Source organism: Gordonia polyisoprenivorans (assembly GCF_017654315.1).
GTDB lineage: Bacteria > Actinomycetota > Actinomycetes > Mycobacteriales > Mycobacteriaceae > Gordonia > Gordonia polyisoprenivorans_A.
The window spans coordinates 3,810,988-3,836,258 of sequence record NZ_CP072203.1; the positions used below are offsets into that span (position 1 = coordinate 3,810,988).

Sequence of the window (25,271 nt, forward strand, 5' to 3'; positions counted from 1 at the left end):
CAAATGGCGGCATGTGTCCGGCGTTGTCCGTACACTCATCTCCCGAGTGGGCCGAGCCGGACGTTGCAGGAGTATCCCGGCGCATGCGGACATGAGGGGCATTGGGGGGCCGGGTGATCGTGCAGACGTCGCGGATGTTGTTGCGGCCGGTCGAACGCTGCGACGTCGACGATCTCGTGCGCCTCGACAGCGATCCGTACGTGATGCACTTCGTCAGTGGCGGCATCGCCACACCCCGCAGTCTCGTCGAGGAGTGGGTCGTGCCCCGCGCGCAGACCGAATTGCGCACCGGCCGCGGCGGCCTGTGGACGGTGATCGATCGTCGTTACGGGGTGTTCCTGGGTTGGGTGTCGTTACGGGCGCCAAGACACTCCAGCCGCCCGGAGCTGGAACTGACCTATCGGTTGCGGCGCGAGTACTGGGGCCGGGGCTTGGCCACCGAGGCCGCGCGGATCGTCACCGACCTCGCGTTCACCGACCTCGATGCGCAGCGGGTGTTCGCCAGCGCCACCTCCACGCACGCGGCCTCGCGTCGTGTGATGGAAAAGCTGGGCATGCGGATCTGCGGCATTCACGTCGGCGACGAGAACGCGCCGGGCGGATTCGGCGAGGTCGAATACGACCTGCTCCGTGAGGACTGGCAACGACGTCACGAGGGTTGGGGCGCCTCGACCGATCTGACCGCCTGATTCGGCGTTCACCGCGACGACGGACCATAATGTCCTGACATGGATGCCTCACCGCGACCGATCCGGCGGCGAGGACTACCGTGAAGAGGTGTGCGACGTGATCGCGCCCGCACCCAGACCGTATCCACGGCCCGACACAATCGAGCACGCATGCCCGCCTTCGGGTATGTCGACCACGATCGATGAGGAGACGTTCTTCCGATGAGCAGCCCCACCCCGACTTCGGCACGCCCTCACGTCGTCATCATCGGCTCCGGCTTCGGTGGTCTCTTCGCCGCCCAGCGGCTCGCGAAGGCCGATGTGGACGTCACACTCATCGGCAAGACCACCCACCACCTCTTCCAGCCGATGCTCTACCAGGTGGCCACCGGCATCGTCGCCGAGGGTGAGATCGCCCCGGCCACCCGCGTGGTCCTGCGTAAGCAGCGCAACGTCACGGTGCTGATGGGCGATGTCTTCCAGATCGACCTCACCGCCAAGACGGTCACCTCGCGGCTGCTCGAGCGCATCACGATGACGCCGTACGACAAACTCATCATCGCCGCGGGCGCCGACCAGTCGTACTTCGGCAACGACCACTTCGCCGAGTACGCGCCGGGCATGAAGACCATCGATCACGCACTCGAGTTGCGCGGACGCATCCTCGGCGCCTTCGAGCAGGCCGAGCTGTCCGACGACCCGGCCGAACGCGCCAAGCTGCTGACCTTCGTGGTCGTCGGCGCCGGCCCGACCGGCGTCGAGCTGGCCGGTCAGATCGCGGAGATGAGCGACAAGACCCTCAAGGGCGCCTTCCGCAACATCGATCCCACCGAGGCCCGGGTGATCCTGCTCGACGCGGCGCCCGCGGTGCTGCCGCCGTTCGGCGAGAAGCTCGGTCGCAAGGCGGCCGCACGGCTGGAGAAGATGGGGGTGGAGATCCAGCTCGGCGCCATGGTCGTCGACCTCGACTACGACGGCCTCGTGGTCAAGGAGAAGGACGGCAGCACCCGACGCATCGAATCGCAGTGCAAGGTGTGGTCGGCGGGCGTGCAGGCCAGTCCGCTCGGCAAGCAGCTCGCCGAGCAATCGGCGGTCGAACTCGACCGGGCCGGCCGGGTGAAGGTGCTGCCCGATCTGACCATCCCCGACCACCCCGAGGTCTTCGTCGTCGGCGACATGATGGCCGTCGACGGCGTTCCGGGGGTGGCGCAGGGCGCGATCCAGGGCGGGCGCTACGCCGCCGACGCGATCAAGGCCGAGCAGAAGGGCCAGACGCCCGATCAGCGCAAGCCGTTCAGTTACTACGACAAGGGCTCGATGGCCACCATCTCGCGCTTCAGCGCGGTGATGCAGGTGCCGATCCCGGGAACCAAGAAAAAGTTCGAGACCGAGGGATACTTCGCCTGGCTCGGCTGGCTCGCATTGCACCTGGTGTACCTCGTCGGTTTCCGCAACCGGCTGAACACGCTGATCAACTGGTTCTTCGCGTTCAGCACGCGCGGTCGCTCGCAGCTCGCGGTGACCGAACAGCAGGTCTACGCGCGCACCGCCATCGGCGCGCTGTCGGCATTGGAGAACAAGTCGGTGCCCGAGGTGGAGGCCGAGGCGGCCGGTGCCGACGACTCCGCCGCGGCGACCGAGTCGGCGAACGAGCCGACCAGTGATGCCGATGCCACGACGACCGAGGCCGACAAGGCCTCCGCGGCCGAGGCCAGCTAGGGCTGAGCCCTAGATCTGCGCGAGGGCTGCCGCGTCGAGAGCGTCGCAGTGGCTGCGTGCCTGCGCCACTCCCCGACCCAGCGCGGTGGTGAGCGATGCGTCGCCGACCAGGGCGAGCCGGGCCGCGAAATGGTCGGTGTCCACGTGTGCCGGACTCGCGTCCGGATAGCGGAACACGCTGGACAGTGCGTTGAAACCGACTGCTGCACAAGCCGATCCGGCACCCAACTCGAGTCCGTGACGCAGGATGGGACGCCGGTCGACGTCGACGTGAAGTCGTCCGTGCCATCGTCCGGCGTCGTCACCGGGGTGATCGACGGCCGACCGGCCGATCTGGATGTGCTCGTGCAGGTCGATCGTCGCGTCGGCGTCGGCGTGCACCTCGATCACCGAATCGTGGTGGGCTCCCCCTGCCACGACGGTGGGCTGCGGGTCGAGCCGCAGATGGGCGCCCGCGCCGACCTCGATACGCCATCGCGAGGTCGACCCCACCCGATCCGCGGCGGGCAGGGCGATCATCGCGGCCACCGAGCCGAGGTCGAGTGAGGTGCCCTCCCCGAGATGTACGACGACCTCGATGTGGTCGCCGCCCAGCGGGGTCGCCGCGGTCCCGATCAGGTGGGCACGCGACATACCGGTCCGGCGAACGGCCAGCCCGCCGGTGGCCCGCACGCGCGGCGAGCGACCGGCCTCGACGACGATCTCGACCTCGGTGCGCATCTACCGTCCGGCCGCCCCGCCACCCACCGGCGCGTCGGCCGCGAGATGACCACGCACCCAGGCCAGCACATCGGTGGCGGCCGGATCGTCGGTGAGCGAGATCATCGCGGTCGGGCGGCCCTCACGGACCTTGGCGGCGTCACGTCGCATCACCTGCAGATCGGCACCGACCTGCGGGGCGAGGTCGGTCTTGTTGATGACGAGCAGGTCCGACCAGGTCACCCCGGGGCCGCCCTTGCGGGGAACCTTGTCGCCGCCGGCGACGTCGATGACGAAGATCTGCACGTCGATCAGCCCGGTGGAGAAGGTGGCGGTGAGGTTGTCGCCGCCGGATTCGACGAGGATCAGATCCAGCGGCGGATTGGCCGCGATCAGGTCATCGATCGCGTCGAGGTTGGCGGTGATGTCGTCGCGGATCGCGGTGTGCGGGCAGCCACCGGTCTGCACGGCGGTGATCCGCTCGTCGGGCAGGACCGCGTTGCGGCGCAGGAAGTCGGCGTCCTCGGTGGTGTAGATGTCGTTGGTCAGCACGGCCACCGACAGTTCGTCGCGCAGTTGGCGACACAGGGCTGCGACGAGCGCGGTCTTGCCCGAGCCGACCGGCCCGCCGATGCCGATGCGCAACGGTTCTCCGGGCTCGCGGTGGCGGCGGGGCCGGTCGTGGCCGTGATCGTGGGGTTCGCCGTCGATCAGGTGCGGGGGCATGAGGTTCCTCTCGGGGGTCGGATCGTGGTCGGCCGCGGTGGCGGTCGATTCGGCTCGTGAGCCGTGACGTCAGCTCATGAACAGTGGCATGGGCCGGGACTCGTGACGCTCGGCGAAGACATCGAGGACCGGGTCGGACAGATCGGCCAGTCCGGTCGCGGCCTGCGCGGCCACCGATTCGCACTCGGCACCGAGGTCGGCGATCATCACCGCGACATCGGCCGGGTCGAGGGCGAGTAGCCGCTGCCCGGCCGTCGCCGTACCGCTGACCGTCGTGTAGACGCACACGAGCGCGGTGTGCAGTCCCGACAGGCCCGACGCCGCGCCGACCGAACCGCTGATGACCGGCAGATGGGTGCTGGGCAGGTGCGCCGAAAAATCGGTGGTCGGGAACATCCGTCGGGCCAGCCGGACCATCCCGCGGCCCTGCGCGAGAGACGCTTTGCGGGCGGCGGCCGACGGGGTACGGGCGTCGGTCTCGATCTGGGCGGTCGGTACGTCGAGGGTGCCCTCGGCCACGGCAGCGGCGATCGATGCCGCGACGAGACCGCTGGTCGTCAGCCGACGGTGCAGGAAGGCGGCGAGATCGGCGACGCCGCGCACGAAGCCGTCGGTGATCGCCTGCTCGACACCACCGGAGTGGACGTGGCCCCCCACGGGTAGGCGCGAGTCGGCCAGGGTCAGCATCATCGACAACGACGACGTGGCGGGCGCAGCGGGATCGGTCACGGTGGCTCAGAACAGGAAATACCGTTGGGCCATCGGCAGTTCGGGCACCGGCTCGGCATCCCACACCGCACCGTCGATGCGCACGGTGAAGGTATCGGGGTCGACCTCGATGGTCGGCATCGCGGCATTGCGCGGCATGTCGGCCTTGCCGAGGGCGCGGGTGTTCTTCACCGGCACCAGCCTGCGGCGGATGCCGATGCGATCGGCCAGGTCGGCGTCACAACCCGGCGCGACGAAACTCAGCGAGGTGTCGGCGGCGGTGGGCGCCGCGGCGCCGAACATGGGTCGGGGCAGGACCGGTTGGGGGGTCGGGATGGAGGCGTTGGCGTCTCCCATCTGCGCCCAGGCGATCGCGCCGCCCTTGATCACCAGATCCGGCTTCACACCGAAGAACGCCGGATCCCACAGCACGAGATCGGCGAGCTTGCCGACCTCGACCGAGCCGATCTCGTCGTCGAAACCGTGCGCGACCGCAGGGCAGATCGTGTACTTGGCGATGTAGCGCTGCGCACGGTTGTTGTCGGCGCGGCTGTCGCCCTCGAGCGCACCACGTTTGCGCTTCATCACGTGCGCGGTCTGCCAGGTGCGCAACACGACCTCACCGATACGCCCCATCGCCTGCGCGTCCGACCCGATCATCGAGATCGCGCCGAGGTCGTGCAGCAGGTCTTCGGCAGCGATGGTCGACGGCCGGATACGGCTCTCGGCGAACGCGAGATCCTCGGGCACGGTGGGATTGAGGTGATGGCAGACCATCAGCATGTCGAGGTGTTCGTCGAGGGTGTTGACGGTGTGCGGACGGGTCGGGTTGGTGGAGCTCGGCAACACATTGGGCGCCGCGGCGACGGTGATGATGTCGGGTGCGTGCCCACCGCCTGCACCCTCGGTGTGATAGGCGTGGATGCTGCGACCGGCGATGGCACCCAGCGTCGATTCGACGAAACCGGCCTCGTTGAGGGTGTCGGAGTGCAGTGCCACCTGCACCCCGGTCTCGTCGGCCACCCGCAGGCAGGCGTCGATCGCCGCCGGTGTACTCCCCCAGTCCTCGTGGAGCTTGAATCCCGATGCGCCGGCCCGGATCTGCTCGCGCATGGCCTCGGCACTGACGGTGTTGCCCTTGCCCAAAAGAGCGATGTTCATGGGCCAGTGGTCGGTGGCGGCGAGTATCGATGCCAGATGCCACGCCCCGGGCGTGACGGTGGTGGCCTTGGAACCCTCCGCGGGGCCGGTGCCCCCGCCGATCAGCGTGGTGATGCCGTTGCCGAGCGCCTCGTCCATGATCTGCGGGCAGATGAAGTGCACGTGGCAGTCGATACCGCCCGCCGTCAGGATCTTGCCGTTGCCCGCGATGATCTCCGTCGACGCCCCGATCACCAGGTCGGGGTGCACGCCATCCATCGTGTCGGGGTTTCCGGCCTTGCCCATGGCGACGATGCGGCCGTCGCGGATTCCGATGTCGGCCTTGATGATTCCCCAGTGGTCAAGCACGACGACGCCGGTGATGACGGTGTCGGGCGCGCCGTCGGCGCGGGTGGCACGACTCTGCCCCATCGATTCCCGAATGACCTTGCCGCCACCGAACACCGCTTCGTCGCCGGCCAGACCCGGTCCGCCGCAACGGTCCTCGGTGACCTCGATGAGCAGGTCGGTATCGGCCAGACGGATCAGATCACCGGTGGTGGGGCCGAACAGTTGCGCGTAGCGGTCGCGTCCGAGGATCGCCATCTCAACCCACCTTCCCGGGCGCATCCAACGAGATCCCGTGCACCTCACGGGTTCCGCCGAGCGGTACCAGTGTCACCGTCATCTCGATTCCCGGCTCGAAGCGCACCGCGGTGCCTGCGGGGATGTCCAGACGCCGCCCAAGAGCCTGATCCCGGTCGAAGTCCAGTGCCGGATTGGCCTGCGGGAAGTGGACGTGACTGCCGACCTGGACCGGCCGATCGCCCGTGTTGGTGACGGTCAGCGTAATCGCCGCGGCCCCCTCGTTGAGCTCGATGACGCCGTCGGCAGTGATCACCTCACCGGGCACGATCGTCGATTTCTGTTGCGCCACTGGATAACTCCCCTACCTCAGCCGATCGGGTGATGCACGGTGACCAACTTGGTGCCGTCCGGGAAGGTCGCCTCGACCTGCACGTCGTGCAGCATCTCCGGGATCCCGTCCATCACGTCGTCGCGGGTGAGCACCTCACGGCCGCTCGCCATGAGTTCGGCGACGGTGCGACCGTCTCGCGCGCCTTCGAGGACGTGATCGGTGATGACGGCGACCGCCTCCGGATAATTGAGCCTGAGTCCGCGTCCCTGCCTGCGGCGGGCCAGCTCGGCGGCGTAGGAGATGAGCAGACGCTCCTGCTCATGCGGCGACAGTCGCACCGATTCCGTCCTTCCCCGTGTCGGTACCTGTTGGAATTCGACGCCCTCGGGTCCGAATTCATCTCCGGGGCACCTGCGGTGCACTCCGGCTCCGTCATCCTGCCACTTCTCGGTGTGCTCGGCGCGGCGAGCGCACCGAGGCGTCAGCCGGAGGTCAGGGCACCGCCGCCGGCGGACAATTCGTCGAGCCGCGCCGGTGTGCACAAGGACGCCACTGCGCACACCTCGTCGACGGTGAAGGCCGCGGCGGCCATGCCGCGGCGGATCACCAGTGCCAGCGACATCGCGGTCGCCGGCTCGTCGACCACATCACCGGAGCGTCGCTCGAAATAGGCCTGCAGTCGGCTCGCCGCGGTCGGCATCGCCGATCGGTAGAAGCCGACAACCGCCAGCCATCGGGTGACGAGATGGCCCGGATGCATGTCCCAGCCCTGGTAGAAGCCGCGTTCCAGCGACCGCGTGACCAGCCGGTGATGGCGACGCAGTGCCGCGTCGATCTGCTCGGCATCCCCGGTGGGCATCACCTGGGTGGATCCGTCACTGATCCACACCCCGGTCTGCGCGGCGGCCACCTGCATGACGGCCTTGGCGTGGTCGGCGACGGGATGCTCGAGTGACTGCTGCGCCGAGACGATCCCGCAGGCCGCGCTGTAGTCGTAGGTGCCGTAGTGCAGTCCCCAGATGCGCGGGCCGCCACGATGGATGGCCTGCGCCAGGGTGGCGCGTCCGTCGGGGCCGAGCACGGCCTGCGGGATCTCGATCTGCAGCTCGACCCGCACGGTGGCGTCGGCGAGGCCGTGTGCGCGCTCGAACTCCTCGCACAGAACGGTGATCGCGTCGACCTGCCGGACGTCGCGCAGTTTGGGCACGGTGACGACGAACCCCGACGGGACTCCCCCCGCCGCCTCGAGTACGAGTTCGAGGGTGCGGATCCCCCGTGCCCGTTCGAACGCGCCGAGTCCCTTGGCACGCACGCCCGCCGACCGGGGGGCGTGCGGCCGATCGTCGACCCAGCGGGCCAGGGTCTGCCCGGCGCGTCGGGCGTCGGCGTCCTCGCGCTCGTCGCCACGCCAGCCGTAGCCGTCCTCGAGGTCGATGCGCAGATCCTCGATCGGGTTGGCGGCCAACCGGGTGCGCACGATCTCGCGCACCTCCTCACCGGCGAGTTCGGCCACCGCGGACGCATTCGACTCCAGATCGAGTGCGGCGGTTCCCCACCGGCGCGGGGTGTCGGCGTCGACGTCGGCGGCACTGACGTAGACCGTGTGCACGGGCTGTGGTTCCGGGCGATCCCCGGGGAACCACCGACCGAGATCGGCGTCGACCGGTGACAGCAGCTCCTCGATCCGCGCTCGGGCGGCGTCGGTGATGCCGCGCTCGTGGGCCATGCCGTCGGTCATCGTGGCAACGAGCCTTCGGGGACCTCGATGTTCTGCAGCCGAACCTGGCTGCGGCTGACCATCCGATCCTGGTCATCGAAGATCTCGACCGCCCACAACTGCTGACGCCGCCCCCGGTGAATGGGACTGGTGCGTGCGGTGATGGTGCCCGTGCTGATCGAACGGAGGAAATCGGTGTTGTTGTTCACGCCGACCGCGGTACCACCGATACCGGTCTCCTGCAGCCAGAAGAAACCGCTCATACTGGCCGCGCTCTCGGCCACGGCGCAATAGACGCCGCCGTGCACGATCCCGAACGGCTGATGATGTTTGGGGCCGAGTTCGAGAGTGGCGACCAACCCGTCGATCGTCACCGACTCGATCACCGTGCCCAACTCGCTGTCGAGCCCGCGCCACTCGGTCGACTTCACGTACTCCTCATTGCTCGTCATGAGGACAAGAGTGTCATGTCGGAGGCAATCGGGGTGAGTCGAAAACACCCCCGAAGGAACCGGTAGGCCCCACATCTCGTTGGAGATGTGGGGCCTACCGTGGCGTGGACCGGGGGTCTCTGCAGCCCTCAGGACTCTCGCGCGGTCCAACGGTTACTTAATGTAGGCTAGCCTTACCCGGCTGTCAAGCATGGCCGGCAGAAACGGGTACAGGTGCAGGTCACACGCCATAACCACATACGGCGCAACCACCACGGTCGCGCTCAACGAGTCGGATGCGGCATCGAGGAGAATCGGCAGTAAAATGCGAAAGATGAACGGATTGGGAGACCTCGAGCGGGCAGTCATGGACACGCTGTGGGCCACTCCCACCCCACAGACGGTCCGACAGGTCCACGAGTCACTCTCGGAGAACAGGTCACTGGCCTACACGACGGTGATGACGGTCCTGCAGCGCCTGGCCAAGAAGAATCTGGTCACCCAGATCCGCGAGGACCGCGCCCACAAGTACGTGCCGACACATCCGCGCGAAGACCTGGTTGCATCGCTGATGGTCGACGCCCTGAGCGAAGCCGACGCCCCCGGTTCGCGGCACGCGGCGCTGGTGTCGTTCGTCGGTCGGGTCGGCGCCGACGAGGCCGCCGCCCTGCGCCATGCGCTCGATGAGCTCGAAGCCGCCCGTGCGGCGCACGAAACCGGCTAGATTCACCTGACACAGCCCGCACAGCCCAACCGCGAGGACAGCCAACGATGACCGCCCTTCTCTTCGGCATCCTGACGTTGCTGTTGGTCGGTCCCGTACCGGAGGCACTGTCCCGCGCCGCGTGGCCGATCCGCGCGCCGCGCGCGGCGATGACACTGTGGCAGGCCATCGCCCTGGCCGCGGTGCTCTCGGCATTCAGTTGCGGACTCGCGATCGCGGCGAATCTCCTCGCCCCCGGTGCCGACGGCACCCCCACCACCCACCCGCTGCACGAGATCGAACGCCTCGGTATCCCGCTGTGGTCGATCTACGTCTCGGTCTTCGCCCTCACCCTGCTGATCGGTGCGCGGTTGTTGTTCACGGTGATCCGGGTCGGGGTGCGTACCCGCGCCCGCCGCGCCAATCACCGTCAACTGATCGACATCCTCGACGCCTGCGATCGCTCCGACCACACCCATCCGCTGTTCGCTCGCGACATCCGCATGCTCGACGTCAGTGAACCACTCGCATATTGCCTACCCGGCCTGCGTCAACGCGTCGTGCTCTCCGAAGGTGTGGTGTCACGACTGACCCGCGACGAACTGATCGCGGTCATCGCCCACGAACGCGCTCACCTGCGGGCCCGGCACGATCTGGTCCTCGAGGCATTCATCGCGCTCCACGAGGCGTTCCCGCGATTCGTCCGCAGCAGCTCGGCCCTCGACGCGGTGAAGTTGCTCGTCGAGGCCCTCGCCGACGATCAAGCGGTCCGCGCCACCGCGCCGACCACCCTCGGTCGTGCGCTCGTCGCCTGCGCCGACGCGGTCGCCCCCCGCGGGGCGATGGCCGTCGGCGGGCCGACCACCCTCGCCCGGGTCAACCGCCTCTGTCACGACCGGCCCACCCCCCTGCTGGCGCTGGCCGCCTATGCCGCCGCCGTGGCCATCCTCGTGATCCCCACACTCGCCGTCGCCATCCCCTGGCTGACCGAGATCAGCCGGCTTCTCACGGCCCACCACCACTGACCGACGACACCGGCATCCGCCGGTGCGGGTCACCCGACAACGCGCACCGGACCCGATAACCCATAGGCTGGGGTCATGACCAACTCCGCCTCGTCTACTCCTGCCACCAAGGCTCAGATCGGTGTCACCGGCCTGGCCGTGATGGGCTCGAACATCGCCCGCAACTTCGCCCACCACGGGTACACCGTCGCCCTGCACAACCGCAGCATCGCCAAGACCGACGCGCTGATCCGCGACCACGGCAGCGAGGGCGCATTCATCCGCACCGAGAGCATCGCCGAGTTCATCGACGCACTCGAGAAGCCGCGACGCGTGCTGATCATGGTCAAGGCCGGCGACGCCACCGACGCGGTCATCGACGAACTCGCCGACGCCATGGACACCGGCGACATCATCATCGACGGCGGTAACTCGCTCTACACCGACACCATCCGCCGCGAGAAGGCGATGGCCGAACGCGGACTGCACTTCGTCGGCGCCGGCATCTCCGGCGGCGAGGAGGGTGCGCTCAACGGTCCGTCGATCATGCCCGGCGGCCCGGCCGAGTCCTACAAGTCACTCGGCCCGCTGCTGGAGTCGATCTCCGCGCACGTCGACGGCGAACCGTGCTGCACCCACATCGGCCCCGACGGCAGCGGCCATTTCGTCAAGATGGTGCACAACGGCATCGAGTACGCCGACATGCAGCTCATCGGCGAGGCCTACGACCTGATGCGTCGCGTCCTCGACATGCCTGTCGCCGACATCGCCAAGGTCTTCGAGGGGTGGAACTCCGGCGACCTCGAGAGCTATCTGGTCGAGATCACCGCGCAGGTACTCGCCCAGGTCGACGCCGCCACCGGCTCGCCACTCGTCGACGTGATCGTCGACGCCGCCGGACAGAAGGGCACCGGTCGCTGGACGGTCAAGTCGGCACTCGATCTCGGAATCCCGACCACCGGTATCGCCGAAGCCGTGTTCGCCCGCGCGCTCTCCAGCGCCACCGATCAGCGTGCCGCCGCACAAGGACTCGCCGGCGGCACCCCGGGTGCGGCCCCCACCGACACCGCGGCCTTCATCGACGACATCCGTGCCGCGCTCTACGCGTCCAAGGTGGTCGCCTACGCGCAGGGCTTCGACCAGATCGCGGCCGGCAGCAAGGAATACGGTTGGAACGTCGATCCGGGCGCGCTGGCCACGATCTGGCGCGGCGGATGCATCATCCGCGCCCAGTTCCTCAACCGCATCCGCGAGGCCTACGCCGAGAACCCGGACCTGCCGAGCCTGCTGCTCGCCCCGTACTTCCGCGAGGCCGTCGAATCCGGTGTCGATGCCTGGCGCCGCGTGGTGGCCACGGCGGCGACCATCGGGGTTCCGGTCCCGGCGTTCGCCTCGTCGCTGTCCTACTACGACGCGCTGCGCTCCGAACGCCTACCCGCCGCGCTGACCCAGGGCCTGCGCGACTACTTCGGCGCGCACACCTATCAGCGCACCGACAAGCCGGGCACCTTCCACACACTGTGGGGCGGCGACCGCAGCGAGGTCGAGCAGTAGCCCGACCGACCACCGCACCCCCGAAGCGCAGAAAGGGACGTCGAGCGCAGCGATGCAATTCCTGTCCGGACATCACCTCACCCATGACCTGACCTACGACGACGTGTTCGTCGTACCGAACCGCTCGGACGTGACCTCGCGGTTCGACGTGGACCTGAGCACCCACGACGGGTCCGGAACGACGATCCCGGTGGTGGCGGCCAACATGACCGCGGTCTCGGGCAAACGGATGGCCGAGACGCTGGCGCGTCGCGGTGGGCTCGCCGTGTTGCCCCAGGATCTTCCGCTCGCGGCGGCCGCGCGGTCGATCGCCTTCGTGAAATCGCGCGATCTGGTGGCCGACACGCCGGTGACGTTGACCCGCGGGGATTCGGTGTCCGACGCGCTGGCGCTGCTGCACAAGCGAGCGCACGGGGCAGCGGTGGTCGTCGAGAACGACGTACCGGTGGGTCTGGTGACCGAGGCCGCATGTGCCGACGTCGATCGATTCACCCGGGTCTCCGACGTCGCGGCGCCGGTGATCGTCACCCTGCCCGTGCACACCCCGCCCCGCGAGGTGTTCGACGCGTTGACCGATCTCCGGCAGGGACTCGCGGTGCTGACCCATCCCGACGGCACGCTGGCCGGCGTGCTGACCCGGGTCGGGGCGCTGCGTCACGGCGTGTATCACCCGAACGTCGATGCCGACGGCCGGTTGCGGATCGCGGCCGCGGTCGGCATCAACGGTGATGTCGCGGCGAAGGCCACCGATCTGGTCAGGGCAGGCGCCGACCTGTTGGTCATCGACACCGCGCACGGTCATCAGGAACGCATGATCGCCGCGGTGTCGGCGGTCGCGGCGGTGGGCTTGGAGGTACCGATCGTGGCCGGCAACGTGGTCTCCGCCGAGGGCACCATCGATCTGATCTCCGCAGGCGCCGACATCGTCAAGGTGGGCGTCGGGCCGGGTGCGATGTGCACGACGCGGATGATGACCGGTGTCGGGCGTCCGCAGTTCTCGGCGGTTGCCGACTGTGCGGCCGCCGCCCGGGAGCACGGTGGGCACGTGTGGGCCGACGGCGGGGTGCGGCATCCGCGCGACGTCGCCCTCGCGGTGGCCGCCGGGGCATCGAATGTGATGATCGGCTCCTGGTTCGCCGGGACCTACGAGTCGCCGGGTGATCTGCATCAGGATGCGCGCGGCGCGTACAAGGTGAGTTTCGGTATGGCCTCCAAGCGTGCGGTGGTGGCCCGCTCCGCCGACGACAACGCCTACGACCGGGCCCGCAAGAGCCTGTTCGAGGAGGGCATCTCCTCATCGCGGATTCCCGTCGACCCCGACCGGCCCAGCGTCGAGGACCTCCTCGATCACATCTGTTCCGGGGTGCGCAGTACCGCCACCTACACCGGCGCCCGGACCCTCACCGAGCTGCACGACCGGGTGATCCTCGGCGTCCAGTCGGCGGCCGGATTCGCCGAGGGACGCCCGTTGCCGGGCGGGTGGTGATCGCCTGGTGCAGATCGTCCTCTACGTCGCCGGCCTGGTCGGCTTCGTCGCGCTCACCCTGGGCACCGCGCTGTTCGTCGCCGCGGAGTTCTCACTCACCGCGCTCGAACGATCGGCCGTCGACTCCGACGTCACCACTCGTGGCGACCGCCGCGCGCGGATGGTGCAGCGCGCCCATCGCACATTGTCGTTCCAGCTCTCCGGAGCTCAACTCGGCATCACCATCACCACGCTGGTCACCGGCTACATCGCCGAACCCGTTCTGGCGCAACTGATCACACCCGGACTGCAGGCATTGGGTCTCGGCTCCGGCGCTGCCGGGGGTATTTCCCTGGCGCTGTCGCTGCTCATCGCGACCTCGTTGTCGATGGTGCTCGGCGAGTTGGTGCCGAAGAATCTCGCCATCGCCCATCCGTTGTCGGTGGCCCGCGCGACGGCCGGACCGATGACGATCTTCTCGGCGATGTTCCGCTACGTCATCAACGGCCTCAACGGCTCGGCCAACTGGGTGGTCCGCCGCCTCGGTATCGAGCCGGCCGAAGAGCTCCGCTCCGGACGTTCGCCGCAGGAGTTGGCGTCGCTGGTGCGCAACTCGGCGCGACAGGGCTCCATCGACGAGGACACCGCGACCCTGGTGAACCGCTCGCTGCGCTTCGGCGAACTCACCGCCGAGGATCTAATGACCCCGCGCGTCACGGTGGAATGCCTCGACCGTGACGCCAGCGTGCGTGACCTCGTCATCGCCTGCTCGGCCACCGGGCATTCCCGGTTCCCCGTCGTCGACGACGGCGACCTCGACGAGCTCATCGGCGTCGTGCACATCAAGCAGGCCTTCACCGTCGCCCCCGACGAGCAGTCGAGGACCACCGTCGCCGCCCTGGCCCGTCCCGTCGGCCGGGTACCGGTGACGCTGGACGGCGACGCGCTCATGGAACGCATCCGCGCCGACGGCATGGAGATGTGCGTGGTCATCGACGAGTACGGCGGGACCGCGGGCATCGTGACGACCGAGGATCTCATCGAGGAGATCCTCGGCGATGTCACCGACGAGCACGACGACGAACACCCCGACGTCCAGGCCGACGGGGAGGGTTATCTCTGCGCGGGTCTCTTGCGGGTCGACGAGCTGTACGAGGCCACGGGTTATCGGGCGCCGGACGGCTCCTACGACACCCTCGGCGGTCTGGTGATGTTCGTTCTCGGCCGCATCCCGCAGGCCGGCGACACTGTCGAACTGCCGCTGCGGACACCGGTGATCGACCCCGATGACGACGACGAGTCCGACGACGCCGACGAACTCAGCGATCAACGTTGGCGTGCGACGGTGACCGAGATGGACGGCAGGCGGGTCGACGTGGTGTCGCTGCAGCCGATCTCCGACGAACCCGCCTCGGAGTCACTGGCCGCGCGTTTCCACTGGAACTCCGACACGGCAGGTGAGCGATGAACGACATCGGCGCCATCGTCCTGGCGGTGGTGTTGCTGGCCGGCAACGCCTTCTTCGTCGGCGCGGAGTTCTCGCTCATCTCCGCGCGACGCGACCGGCTCGAGGCGCTCGCCGAGGACGGCAAGGCCCGGGCCCGCACCGTGATCCGGACGGGCGAGCACCTGTCGTTGATGCTGGCCGGAGCACAGTTGGGCATCACCGTCTGCTCGATCCTGCTCGGACGTGTCGCCGAACCCGCGGTGGCCCATCTCATCGAGGGGCCCTTGGACCTGGTGCACATCCCCGAGCAGGTGGTGCATCCGATCGCCTTCGCGATCGCCCTCGCACTGGTGGTGGTCCTACACATCCTGCTCGGCGAGATGGTGCCCAAGAACATCGCGCTCGCCGGACCGGAGACCTCGGCGATGCTGCTGGTACCGGTGCATCTGGCGTTCATCAAGATCGCGCGGCCGTTCATCGGCGTCTACAACTGGCTGGCGAACATCACGTTGCGCGCGATGCGCGTGGAACCCAAGGACGAGCTCGATTCGTCGGTGTCGCCCGTCGAGCTCGCCCAGATGCTCGGCGAGTCCCGCGAGGAGGGTCTCATCGACGCCGAGGAGCACGACCGCCTCGACCGCGCGCTGCGCTCGGTGAGCCGAACCGTCGCCGAGGTGATGATCCCCCTGGACCGGATGCGCAGCGTCGACGTCGAGCGCGACCCGCAGACCGGCGGCAGTGGCCCCACCCTCGGCGCGGTCGAGCGTGCGGTCAGCGCCACCGGGTTCTCACGGTTCCCGGTCCGTGGCCCGGACGGCACCTATACCGGCTATCTGCACCTGAAGGACATCCTCGACGACATCCTCGACGAACGGATCGGCCCGGACACCGTCATCGGTGTCGACAAGGTCCGCCCGCTGCCGGTGATCGCCGCCGACACCCCGCTCGACGAGGCCACCGGCGTCCTGCGCCGGACCAGCTCGCATCTGGGTGCGGTCGTCGACGACACCGGCCGCACGGTCGGGATCGTTGCGTTGGCAGACCTCGTCGAGGAGTTCGTGGGTACGGTCCGCGACGAGACCCACCGGATCTGACGTGATCGGCGAGATCCTCGCTCCCGCACGGTGGCACGCACTCCTCGACGCCCACGGCCGGCGCGTCGAGGAACTGATCGGTCCGTACCTGCGCGAGCGCCGCCGAGGTCACCGCCATCCGGTCCTCGACTTCCTGTTCACCTACTACTCGTCACGTCCCTCCCACGTGCGGCGGTGGCATCCCGGATACGGGATCGTCCTGCGCATCGACGACACCGCCCGCGACCAGGCCTGGGCGCGAGAGGTCGGCACGCTTCGCGGCTACCACCGCACACCGACGGGCGTCACCGTCGATCCGCACTACCTGCATCGCCGCCTCGACGCCGTGCGCTCGGCACGCGAAGTGCTCACCGCGACCGCCGCCCGGCCCGCACGCCTCGGGTGCTTCGGGCTGCACGAGTGGGCAATGGTGTACCGCACCAACGACATCCGCCACGATCACCCGCTGCGACTCGGTGCCGCGGGCACCGACGCGGTGGTCGAGGCCATGCCGTTGCGCTGCACCCACTTCGACGCGTTCCGGTTCTTCACCGAACCCGCCCGCCCCCGCAACGAACGTCCCCTGGACCCCGACGACCGCCTCGCCACCGATCAACCGGGGTGCCTGCATGTGTCGATGGACCTCTACCGCACCTGCTTCACCCTGGCCCCGCTGCTCGATGCGACGCTGACCCTCGACGCCTTCGAACTCGCCCGCGACGCGCGGGAGATCGACATGCGCGCGAGCCCCTACGATCTGCGGTCACTGGGATACGAGCCGATCGCGGTGGAGACCGCGGCCGGGCGTGCGCACTACGTCCGCGAGCAAACCGCGCTCACCCGCCGCGCCGCTGCGGTCCGCACGCGAATCCTCGCGGCGATCGAGGCCCTGCCCGGCGTCGGCGAACCACGCAGCGCGCAGCCGACCGGGGCCCTCGGCGATGTTTCCCGACGAGTAACATAGGGGGCCGCACACCGCAGAACCACGAGTTCACACCCCGTCCGGGCACCCAGGTGCCACCGGGGGTGAGCGCTGTGGGGACCACACGAAGGAAGGCGCACATGTCTGACCGGATCACCGTCAACGGCTTGCAGGTCTCTCGAGTCCTCTACGACTTCGTCAACGATGAGGCGTTGCCGGGCACCGGTATAGACGCCGACACTTTCTGGTCCGGGGCCGCCGAGGTCGTCGCCGACCTCGCCCCGAAGAACAAGTCGTTGCTCGCCGTCCGCGATGATCTACAGGCCAAGATCGACACCTGGCACCGCGACCATCAGGGTGCCGATTTCTCCGATGCCGCCACCTTCGGTGAGTACAAGGACTTCCTGACCGGGATCGGCTACCTCGTGCCGATACCCGACGACTTCCAGATCAGCACCGCCGGCGTCGATCGCGAGATCAGCGAGACCGCGGGCCCACAGCTGGTGGTGCCCGTCCTCAACGCCCGCTTCGCGCTCAATGCCTCCAACGCGCGCTGGGGATCGTTGTATGACGCCCTCTACGGCACCGACGTCATCGCGGAGACCGACGGCGCAGAGAAGGGCAAGTCCTACAACAAGGTTCGCGGCGACAAGGTCATCGCCTACGCAAAGGACTTCCTGGACAAGGCGGTTCCGCTCGAACAATGCAGCTACACCGACGTGACCGCGTTCGCCGTCGTCGACGGCGCGCTGTCGGTGACGCTGGCCGACGGATCGACGGCCATCCTCGCCGACCCGTCGGCGTTTGCCGGTTATCGCGGGGAGGCGTCCTCACCGTCGTCGATCCTGTTGCGCCACAACGGCCTCCACCTCGACATCGAGATCGACCCGGACTCCCCCATCGGCTCCACCGACCCGGCGGGCATCAAGGACGTGGTCATGGAGTCGGCGATCACCACGATCATGGACTTCGAGGATTCCGTCGCCGCGGTCGACGCCGACGACAAGGTGCTCGGCTACCGCAACTGGCTCGGCCTGAACAAGGGCGACCTGGCCGAAGAGGTGACCAAGGGCGGCAAGAGCTTCACCCGCCGCCTCAACGGCAACCGCGAGTACACCGCACCCGACGGGACCGGCTTCGACCTGCACGGCCGCTCGCTGCTGTTCGTCCGCAACGTCGGTCACCTGATGACCAACCCGGCGGTCCTCGACGCCGACGGCAACGAGGTCCCCGAGGGAATCCTCGACGCCCTGGTCACCTCGCTGGCCGGCATCCACGGACTGTCCACCCAGTCGGGTGTGCAGAACTCCCGGACCGGGTCCATCTACATCGTCAAGCCGAAGATGCACGGCCCCGACGAGGTCGCCTTCACCGTCGAGCTGTTCGGCCGCGTCGAGAAGGTCCTCGGTCTGCCGGAGAACACCCTCAAGGTCGGCATCATGGACGAGGAGCGCCGCACCACGGTGAACCTCAAGGCCGCGATCAAGGCCGCCGAGAAGCGGGTGGTGTTCATCAACACCGGCTTCCTCGACCGCACCGGCGACGAGATCCACACCTCGATGGAGGCCGGCGCCATGATCCGCAAGGGCGAGATGAAGAAGCAGAAGTGGATTCTCGCCTACGAGGATTTCAACGTCGACACCGGTTTGGCCGCCGGCCTGCAGCACAAGGCGCAGATCGGCAAGGGCATGTGGGCGATGACCGATCTGATGGCCGACATGGTCGAGCAGAAGATCGGCCAGCCCAAGGCCGGCGCGACCACTGCGTGGGTGCCCTCACCGACGGCGGCGACACTGCACGCCATGCACTACCACCTCGTCGACGTCTTCGAGCGCCAGGACGAGATCGCCAAGCGGGATCCGGCGTCGGTCGATGACATCCTCACCATCCCGCTCGCCCCGAGGACCGATTGGTCCGATGAGGAGAAGCGCGAGGAGCTCGACAACAACTGTCAGTCCATCCTCGGCTACGTGGTGCGTTGGATCGACCACGGTGTCGGGTGCTCCAAGGTCCCCGACATCCACGACATCGCACTGATGGAAGACCGTGCGACGCTGCGCATCTCGAGTCAGCTCCTCGCCAACTGGATCCGGCACGGCATCGTGACCGCCGACGACGTGGTCGACGCGCTCAAGCGGATGGCCCCGGTGGTCGACCGGCAGAACGAGGGCGACCCCGATTACCGGCCGATGGCCCCGGACTTCGACACCAACATCGCCTGGCAGGCGGCCAAGGAGCTGATCCTCGAGGGCACCACCCAGCCCAGCGGTTACACCGAGCCGATCCTGCATCGTCGCCGACGCGAGTTCAAAGCGGCTGCTCAGGGCTGATTCGGCGCTGCGTGAGGTTTCCGACCGGCCCTGACATGCCATAGGGTGTGCCCGGGCCGGTCGGACAACGGAGGACCAACGGGTGGCACACCATCGCGTCGACGATGACAAGAACAGGCTGCGGCATCGCGGGGTGAGCCGCGGCCTGGTCATGGTTCTGTTGTCGGCAGTCCTGATCGCCGCGTGTGTGGTGGTGTGGTTCCGCATCGGTGATCACGTCGACCGTGAGGCCGATGCCGCGGCCGCCCAATGCGTCGACGGTCCGGCCACGGTCACCGTCCTCGCCGACCCCGACATCGCGCCGGGACTCGAGGCCATCGCGCAGGCATATTCGGCGACCACTCCGGTGGTGCGCGATCACTGTGTCCGCATCGCGGTCGCCGCCCGCGACGCCAAGATCACCCTCGACGGTCTGACCGGCAGCTGGGACACCGCGTCGATGGGTCCGTATCCGGCCGCATGGGTGCCCCAGTCATCGGTGTGGGCCGCCCAGCTCACGACCGCCAAACCCGATCTGGTGGACGGCGATCCCGATTCGCTGGTGACCTCGCCGGTGGTGCTCGCGACCGCTCCGGAACTCGGCGCGAAGCTCACCGGCCAACTCGACTGGGGACAGCTCCCGACGCTGCAGAGCCGCGACGACAGTCTCGACGACCTCGGGCTGCGCGGGTGGGGGTCGTTGCGTATGTCGATGCCGCGTGAGGGCCAATCGGATCCGAGTGTCCTCGCCGCGCAGGCGGTGGCGATGCGGGTGACCCACAGTGTCGGCACCCTGACCGCTGCCGACGCCGCCTCGACGCGGGTGTCCTCCAGCATCGACGCACTCACCCGAACCGCTCCGCGCTCCCCCGATGGTTCACCGGCGGGAGCGGCGACCGCGATCGCCACCGCCGCCGACCCGGCGAGCGCACCCATCCATGCCGTGCCCATCACCGAGCAACGGCTGTACCAGCTGACCAAGGACGATGCCAAGACCCGGCTCGCCGAGGTGATCCCCGACGGCCCAACCCCGATCGCCGACTTCCCCGTCCTGCATCTCAAGGGCGATCAGGTCCCGCAGTTCGCCAGCGCCGCGATCTCCGAATTCCTCGGCTATGCCGAGAAACCCGAGCACCTGCGGGCATTGACCGGCCTCGGTTTCCGCGGCGATGCCCCACTACCGCCGAAGACCGCGACGGTCGCCTTCCCGATGACCGACGATCCGATGCCCAACCCGGAGGATCAGGCCATCGTCACGATCAACAAGCTCATGTACGGCACCAGCGAGGGTTGACCGGCCGCCCGGGCGTCACCACCCCACGTATGACACCCGGGCACCTGTGTCACTCGGCGAATGCCGCCACCGGCGGGCAACTGCACACGAGGTTGCGGTCACCGAAGGCCCCGTCGATGCGGCGCACCGCGGGCCACACCTTGGCTCGCCCGCCCGCGGACGGCAGGCCCTGCGGGTACACGGCCAGCTCCCGGGAGTACGGATGATCCCACTCGCCGACCAGGCACTCCGCGGTATGCGGTGCCCCTCGCAGCGGGTTGTCCTCCGCGGGCCAGGTGCCCGCGGCCACGGCGTCGATCTCGGCGCGGATCGCGATCATCGCGTCGCAGAACGCGTCGAGTTCGTCGAGGTTCTCACTCTCGGTCGGCTCGACCATCAGCGTGCCGGCCACCGGGAAACTCATCGTCGGCGCGTGGAAGCCGTAGTCGGCCAATCGTTTTGCCACATCGTCGACGGTCACCCCGGTCTCCTTGGTCAGCGGACGCAGATCCAGGATCGCCTCGTGCGCCACCCAGCCGCCGACCTCACCGGTGTCCCCGGCGCCGGCCTCGTGGCCGGTGTAGAGCACCGGATAATGATCGGCGAGACGACGCGCGATGTAGTTGGCCGAGGCGATGGCGGTCAGCGTCGCCCGACGCAGACCGGCCGCGCCCATCATCGCGATGTAGGCGTAGGTGATCGGCAGGATCGACGCGGAGCCGTAGGGTGCGGCGGCGATCGTCGGGCCGTCGGGCAACTCCGGGGCGAGCGGGTGGCCCGGGAGGAACGCCGCGAGATGACGGCGCACCGCGACCGGACCCACCCCGGGCCCGCCGCCCCCGTGCGGGATGCAGAACGTCTTGTGCAGGTTCAGATGACTCACGTCGCCGCCGAAACGCCCCGGACGGGCGACGCCGACGAGCGCATTGAGGTTGGCTCCGTCGACGTAGACCTGACCGCCGGCGTCGTGGACGGCCGCACAGATGTCGGCGATGTCGTGTTCGAACACGCCGTGGGTGGACGGGTAGGTGATCATGATCGCGGCCAGGCGCGTGCCGTGCTCGGCGATCTTGGTCCGCAGATCCTCGACGTCGACGTCCCCGTTGGTGCGGCAGGCCACCACGACCACCCGCATCCCGGCCATCACCGCCGAGGCCGCGTTGGTGCCGTGCGCACTCGACGGGATCAGACACACGTCGCGGTCGGTGTCGCCGCGGCTGTGGTGATAGCCACGGATCGCCAGCAGACCCGCATACTCACCCTGTGAACCCGCGTTGGGTTGCAGGCTCACCCGGTCGTAGCCGGTGATGGCTACCAGCCACGATTCCAGGGTCGCGATCAGCTCGCGGATGCCCGCACTGTCCTCGGCCGGGGCGAACGGGTGTAGTCCGGCGAAGCCCGGCCAGGTGATGGGTTCCATCTCGGCGGTGGCGTTGAGCTTCATCGTGCACGACCCGAGCGGGATCATGCTGCGGTCGAGCGCGATGTCCTTGTCGGACAGGGCGCGCAGGTATCGCAGCATCGACGTCTCGGTGCGGTGGCGGTTGAACGCCGGGTGCGTGAGGTAGTCGCTCGTGCGCGTCGCGATCGGCTGGGCGAACTGCCGGGGCCGCACACCGGCCGAATCGAAGACCGCGAGCACGGTGCGCACGTCGTCCTCGGTGGTGGTCTCGTCGCAGGCGATGCGCACGGTGTCGGCGTCCGCGCGCCACAGTGCGATCCCGGCTTGACGGGCGGTGGCAACGATCCGGTCGGCACCGCCGGGGATTCGGACGGCCACCGTGTCGAAGAAGGTCGAGTGCTCGACGGCGAAGCCGGCGGCGGTGAGTGCGTCGGCGATCTGCGCAGCTCGCTCATGGACCCGAATCGCGATGGCGCGCAATCCTTCCGGTCCGTGATATCCGGCGTACATCGCCGCGATGACGGCCAGCAGGACCTGTGCGGTACAGATGTTGCTGGTCGCCTTCTCGCGGCGGATGTGCTGTTCACGCGTCTGCAGCGACAGCCGATAGGCGAGGTTGTCGTCGGCATCTTTGGACACCCCGACGAGTCGTCCGGGCATCTGCCGGGTGTGGGCGGTACGCACCGCGAGGTATCCGGCATGTGGGCCACCGAAGCCCATGGGCACACCGAACCGCTGGGTGGTACCGAAGGCGACGTCGGCGCCCAGCTCACCGGGCGGGGTGATCAGGGTCAATGCCAACAGGTCGGCGCCCACCGCGACGAGCGCCCCGGCCTCGTGGGCGGCCTCGATGATCGGCGCGGCGTCGATGATGCGACCGGACGCACCCGGCACCTGCAGCACCACGCCGAAAAAGTCGTCGGCGGGCAGACCGTACCCGGGAAGCCCGGGATGCAATGCCGCCTCGACGATCTCGATACCCAACGGCTCGGCACGGGTCTCGATGACCGCCCTGGTCTGCGGGTACAGGTCGGCGTCGACGACCAGCCGCGCCGATTTCGACTTGCCCGCCCGACGCATGAGCGTCATCGCCTCCGCGGCCGCGGTCGCCTCGTCGAGCATCGACGCATTCGCGACCTCGAGGCCGGTGAGGTCGGAGACCATGGTCTGGAAGTTGAGCAGTGCCTCGAGGCGCCCCTGGCTGATCTCGGGCTGATAGGGGGTGTAGGCGGTGTACCAGGCCGGATTCTCCAGCACGTTGCGACGGATCACCGGCGGGGTGAGCGTGTCGTGGTAGCCCAGCCCGATCATCGAGCGGGAGACCGTGTTGCGCGCGGCGAGTTCGGCGAGGGTGGCAAGCACCTGGTGTTCGGTGACCGGCGGCGGAAGCGCGTCGAGGCCGTTGTCGTCGGGCGAATCGGCGATCACCGCGGGCACCACGCGCGCGGCGAGTTCGTCGAGACCCGACACGCCGATGGTGCCCAGGATGTGCGCGGTCTCCGCGTCGTCGGGGCCCACATGACGGTCGACGAAGGCCGACGGGACGGGCGACCGGGATTCGACGGGCGACCGGGATTCCACGGGTGACTGGGATTCGGACAGACGGGTCATGACGGGACCTCTCACGGGATCCGGGCACCGGATCGTTCGGTCCTCCCCCTCTGTCATGCCGCGGATCGCAGATCCGGCCGGCGCCTGAGAGATTCGGCCGTACGCGGCGTCACCGACACGTGTGGCCTTTCACCGTGGGCGGACGAGTTGCTCGTCACTTTCCAGAGACGCCGGCGTCCATCACGGTCCGGGTGCCTGAGAGTTTGACGGAGAGGTATTGCTCCTTCGGCGGTCACCGCGTGGCCTCGGCTCCGAGGCGTGGGCGGCGACGCTCTCCCGTGATGCAGCGGCGCCCGTCCAGTCTACCGTCGGGTAACCCGGCGGGTGCAGCGCGCCACGAGATGGCTATCCGGTGCGGCGCGTGCGGCTCTTGCGGCGTGCGGCGAGCTCGTCCTCCGGCGCGGTTTCGGTGACGCCACCGTCGGCCCGTTCACCGGGGAACTCGGAGATGGTGCCGGTGAGTTCGCGCATCGCTCCGCTCACCGCGATCCCGAAGACGCCCTGACCGCCCTGGAGCAGGTCGACGACTTCTTCGGCAGAGGTGCACTCGTACACCGTCGTCCCGTCCGAGAACAGGGTGATGCGCGCGAGGTCCTCGACCCCCCGCTGACGCAGATGGTCGACCGCGACGCGGATGTTCTGCAGGGAGATCCCGGTGTCGAGCAGACGTTTGACGATCTTGAGGACGAGGACGTCCTTGAACGAGTAGAGCCGTTGACTGCCGGACCCGGCGGCACCGCGAATCGACGGGACGACCAGCGAGGTGCGTGCCCAGTAGTCGAGCTGACGGTAGGTGATGCCGGCGATCTGGCAGGCGCTCGGCCCGCGGTAACCGATCAGCTCGTCGGGCACCGTGTCATTGGGAAACAGGCCGGGAGCGATGTCCTCCAGGCTTCCCTGCGTCGCCGTTCGCGGCGCGCCACGATCCCCGCTCGCACCGTTGTCCTTCGGCTGATCGCCCACTGCAGACTCCTCGCCACACCTTGAGAACCGGTCGGACGGGCATGCGCATTAGTCGGCCACCCTTGGTGGTCCACTGTACGCGCCCGCGCGCCGATCGATGTCCTGCTCGCCACGGATGTCCTGCGGCGATCCGGGACTGACGGTATGCCTGCCGGCGACCCCGAATCAACGCGACGCGCCACGAGGCTCAACCTCTACTTGAGATGGAGGCAGACGGAGACCAGACGGTTGCCGATCCGTGATGTGTCGCTACCGCCGACAGCGGACCGGCTCACCTCGCGCGGATCAGGCGCCGCCACTCGCCTTGAAGTCGTCGGGTGAGACGTTGTCGAGGAACTCCTTGAACTTCTCGACCTCGTCGTCCTTCTCGTTCGGCGCTTCGTCGGTGTCCTCGTCCGGGATGAGCAGACCCGCCTCGGCGAGGACCTCCTCGTCGGCGATGATCGGGACCTCGGCGCGCATGGCGACCGCGATCGAATCCGAGGGCCGCGCCGACACCCGCAGGTCATTGGCGAAGACCATCTCGGCGTAGAACGTGCCCTCTTGCATGTCGACGATGCGTACCTCGACGAGGGTCTGCCCGAACTCCTCGATGAGGTTGACGATCAGATCGTGGGTCAACGGCCTCGGCGGCTCGATCCCCTTCTGCCGCAGCGCGATCGATGCGGCCTCACTCTGCCCGATCCAGATCGGCAGATATCGTGCCCCGTCGACCTCACGCAGCAACAACACGGGTTGACTCTGTGGCGGCTCGACGCGGATACCGACCACGCGCATTTCGCTCATGTCATGCACCTCCACCCGATGACGACGGAACC

Annotated in this window: 22 protein-coding genes and 2 riboswitches; of the genes, 11 read left to right on the top strand and 11 right to left on the bottom strand. The window is 68.4% G+C overall.

Annotated features, from left to right (window positions below; translation table 11 throughout):
• The first annotated feature begins 113 nt into the window (after positions 1–113).
• On the top strand, positions 114–689 hold the full coding sequence (locus J6U32_RS17130; protein ID WP_208791389.1) for a GNAT family N-acetyltransferase: 576 nt from the start codon (positions 114–116) through the stop codon (positions 687–689).
• 201 nt (positions 690–890) lie between these two features.
• Positions 891–2,387 (top strand): NAD(P)/FAD-dependent oxidoreductase, encoded by a 1,497-nt coding sequence (locus J6U32_RS17135; protein ID WP_208791390.1) that lies wholly within the window; start codon positions 891–893, stop codon positions 2,385–2,387.
• Between the two features lie 9 nt (positions 2,388–2,396).
• On the opposite strand, the gene J6U32_RS17140 is transcribed toward J6U32_RS17135, so the two are convergent.
• The 8 genes from J6U32_RS17140 to J6U32_RS17175 form a co-directional block, all read right to left on the bottom strand.
• Positions 2,397–3,107, bottom strand: coding sequence for an urease accessory protein UreD (locus J6U32_RS17140; RefSeq protein ID WP_208791391.1), 711 nt, complete (start codon positions 3,105–3,107; stop codon positions 2,397–2,399).
• Positions 3,108–3,812, bottom strand: a complete 705-nt coding sequence (gene ureG, locus J6U32_RS17145; protein WP_208791392.1) for an urease accessory protein UreG — start codon at positions 3,810–3,812, stop codon at positions 3,108–3,110. It lies immediately after the preceding gene.
• A gap of 69 nt (positions 3,813–3,881) precedes the next feature.
• A complete protein-coding gene (locus tag J6U32_RS17150) occupies positions 3,882–4,502 on the bottom strand; it encodes an urease accessory protein UreF (protein ID WP_208796177.1) in 621 nt (206 codons plus the stop codon).
• 45 nt (positions 4,503–4,547) lie between these two features.
• Complete coding sequence (locus J6U32_RS17155; protein ID WP_208791393.1) at positions 4,548–6,266, bottom strand: urease subunit alpha; 1,719 nt, start codon at positions 6,264–6,266, stop codon at positions 4,548–4,550.
• A 1-nt stretch (position 6,267) separates the two neighbouring features.
• On the bottom strand, positions 6,268–6,597 hold the full coding sequence (locus J6U32_RS17160; RefSeq protein ID WP_208791394.1) for an urease subunit beta: 330 nt from the start codon (positions 6,595–6,597) through the stop codon (positions 6,268–6,270).
• A 17-nt stretch (positions 6,598–6,614) separates the two neighbouring features.
• Positions 6,615–6,917, bottom strand: coding sequence for an urease subunit gamma (locus J6U32_RS17165; protein WP_123932178.1), 303 nt, complete (start codon positions 6,915–6,917; stop codon positions 6,615–6,617).
• Positions 6,918–7,060: 143 nt separating this feature from the next.
• Complete coding sequence (locus J6U32_RS17170; protein WP_208791395.1) at positions 7,061–8,317, bottom strand: DUF6986 family protein; 1,257 nt, start codon at positions 8,315–8,317, stop codon at positions 7,061–7,063.
• Entirely contained in the window at positions 8,314–8,748 is a 435-nt protein-coding gene (locus J6U32_RS17175; protein ID WP_208791396.1) for a PaaI family thioesterase, read from the bottom strand. Before J6U32_RS17175 ends, J6U32_RS17170 begins: the two co-directional genes overlap by 4 nt.
• 304 nt (positions 8,749–9,052) lie before the next feature.
• Between J6U32_RS17175 and J6U32_RS17180 the strand changes: the two genes are divergently transcribed.
• The 9 genes from J6U32_RS17180 (at position 9,053) to J6U32_RS17220 (ending at position 20,498) form a co-directional block, all read left to right on the top strand.
• Positions 9,053–9,451 (top strand): BlaI/MecI/CopY family transcriptional regulator, encoded by a 399-nt coding sequence (locus J6U32_RS17180; RefSeq protein ID WP_208791397.1) that lies wholly within the window; start codon positions 9,053–9,055, stop codon positions 9,449–9,451.
• Positions 9,452–9,498: 47 nt separating this feature from the next.
• Positions 9,499–10,455, top strand: coding sequence for a M56 family metallopeptidase (locus J6U32_RS17185; protein WP_208791398.1), 957 nt, complete (start codon positions 9,499–9,501; stop codon positions 10,453–10,455).
• Between the two features lie 75 nt (positions 10,456–10,530).
• Positions 10,531–11,988 (top strand): NADP-dependent phosphogluconate dehydrogenase, encoded by a 1,458-nt coding sequence (gene gndA / locus J6U32_RS17190; RefSeq protein WP_208791399.1) that lies wholly within the window; start codon positions 10,531–10,533, stop codon positions 11,986–11,988.
• 52 nt (positions 11,989–12,040) lie between these two features.
• Positions 12,041–13,474, top strand: a complete 1,434-nt coding sequence (locus tag J6U32_RS17195) for a GuaB1 family IMP dehydrogenase-related protein (RefSeq protein WP_208791400.1) — start codon at positions 12,041–12,043, stop codon at positions 13,472–13,474.
• Positions 13,475–13,481: 7 nt separating this feature from the next.
• Positions 13,482–14,921 (top strand): hemolysin family protein, encoded by a 1,440-nt coding sequence (locus J6U32_RS17200; RefSeq protein WP_208791401.1) that lies wholly within the window; start codon positions 13,482–13,484, stop codon positions 14,919–14,921.
• Positions 14,918–15,994, top strand: coding sequence for a hemolysin family protein (locus J6U32_RS17205; protein ID WP_208791402.1), 1,077 nt, complete (start codon positions 14,918–14,920; stop codon positions 15,992–15,994). Before J6U32_RS17200 ends, J6U32_RS17205 begins: the two co-directional genes overlap by 4 nt.
• Position 15,995: 1 nt before the next feature.
• Positions 15,996–16,937, top strand: a complete 942-nt coding sequence (locus J6U32_RS17210) for a 3-methyladenine DNA glycosylase (protein ID WP_208791403.1) — start codon at positions 15,996–15,998, stop codon at positions 16,935–16,937.
• A 98-nt stretch (positions 16,938–17,035) separates the two neighbouring features.
• Positions 17,036–19,225: a malate synthase G gene (locus J6U32_RS17215; protein ID WP_208791404.1), complete on the top strand. Its 2,190-nt coding sequence runs from the start codon at positions 17,036–17,038 to the stop codon at positions 19,223–19,225.
• A gap of 82 nt (positions 19,226–19,307) precedes the next feature.
• Positions 19,308–20,498 carry a hypothetical protein gene (locus tag J6U32_RS17220; protein WP_208791405.1) on the top strand — a complete coding sequence of 397 codons (1,191 nt, stop codon included), beginning with the start codon at positions 19,308–19,310 and terminating at the stop codon, positions 20,496–20,498.
• A gap of 49 nt (positions 20,499–20,547) precedes the next feature.
• Here the strand turns inward: J6U32_RS17220 and gcvP are convergent, their stop codons facing one another.
• The 3 genes from gcvP to J6U32_RS17235 form a co-directional block, all read right to left on the bottom strand.
• Complete coding sequence (gene gcvP / locus J6U32_RS17225; protein ID WP_208791406.1) at positions 20,548–23,490, bottom strand: aminomethyl-transferring glycine dehydrogenase; 2,943 nt, start codon at positions 23,488–23,490, stop codon at positions 20,548–20,550.
• Between the two features lie 40 nt (positions 23,491–23,530).
• Positions 23,531–23,663, bottom strand: a riboswitch (glycine riboswitch).
• Positions 23,664–23,779, bottom strand: a riboswitch (glycine riboswitch).
• A 56-nt stretch (positions 23,780–23,835) separates the two neighbouring features.
• Entirely contained in the window at positions 23,836–24,453 is a 618-nt protein-coding gene (locus J6U32_RS17230; RefSeq protein WP_208791407.1) for a MerR family transcriptional regulator, read from the bottom strand.
• A gap of 285 nt (positions 24,454–24,738) precedes the next feature.
• Positions 24,739–25,239, bottom strand: coding sequence for a bifunctional nuclease family protein (locus tag J6U32_RS17235; RefSeq protein ID WP_006368074.1), 501 nt, complete (start codon positions 25,237–25,239; stop codon positions 24,739–24,741).
• Positions 25,240–25,271: the final 32 nt, after the last annotated feature.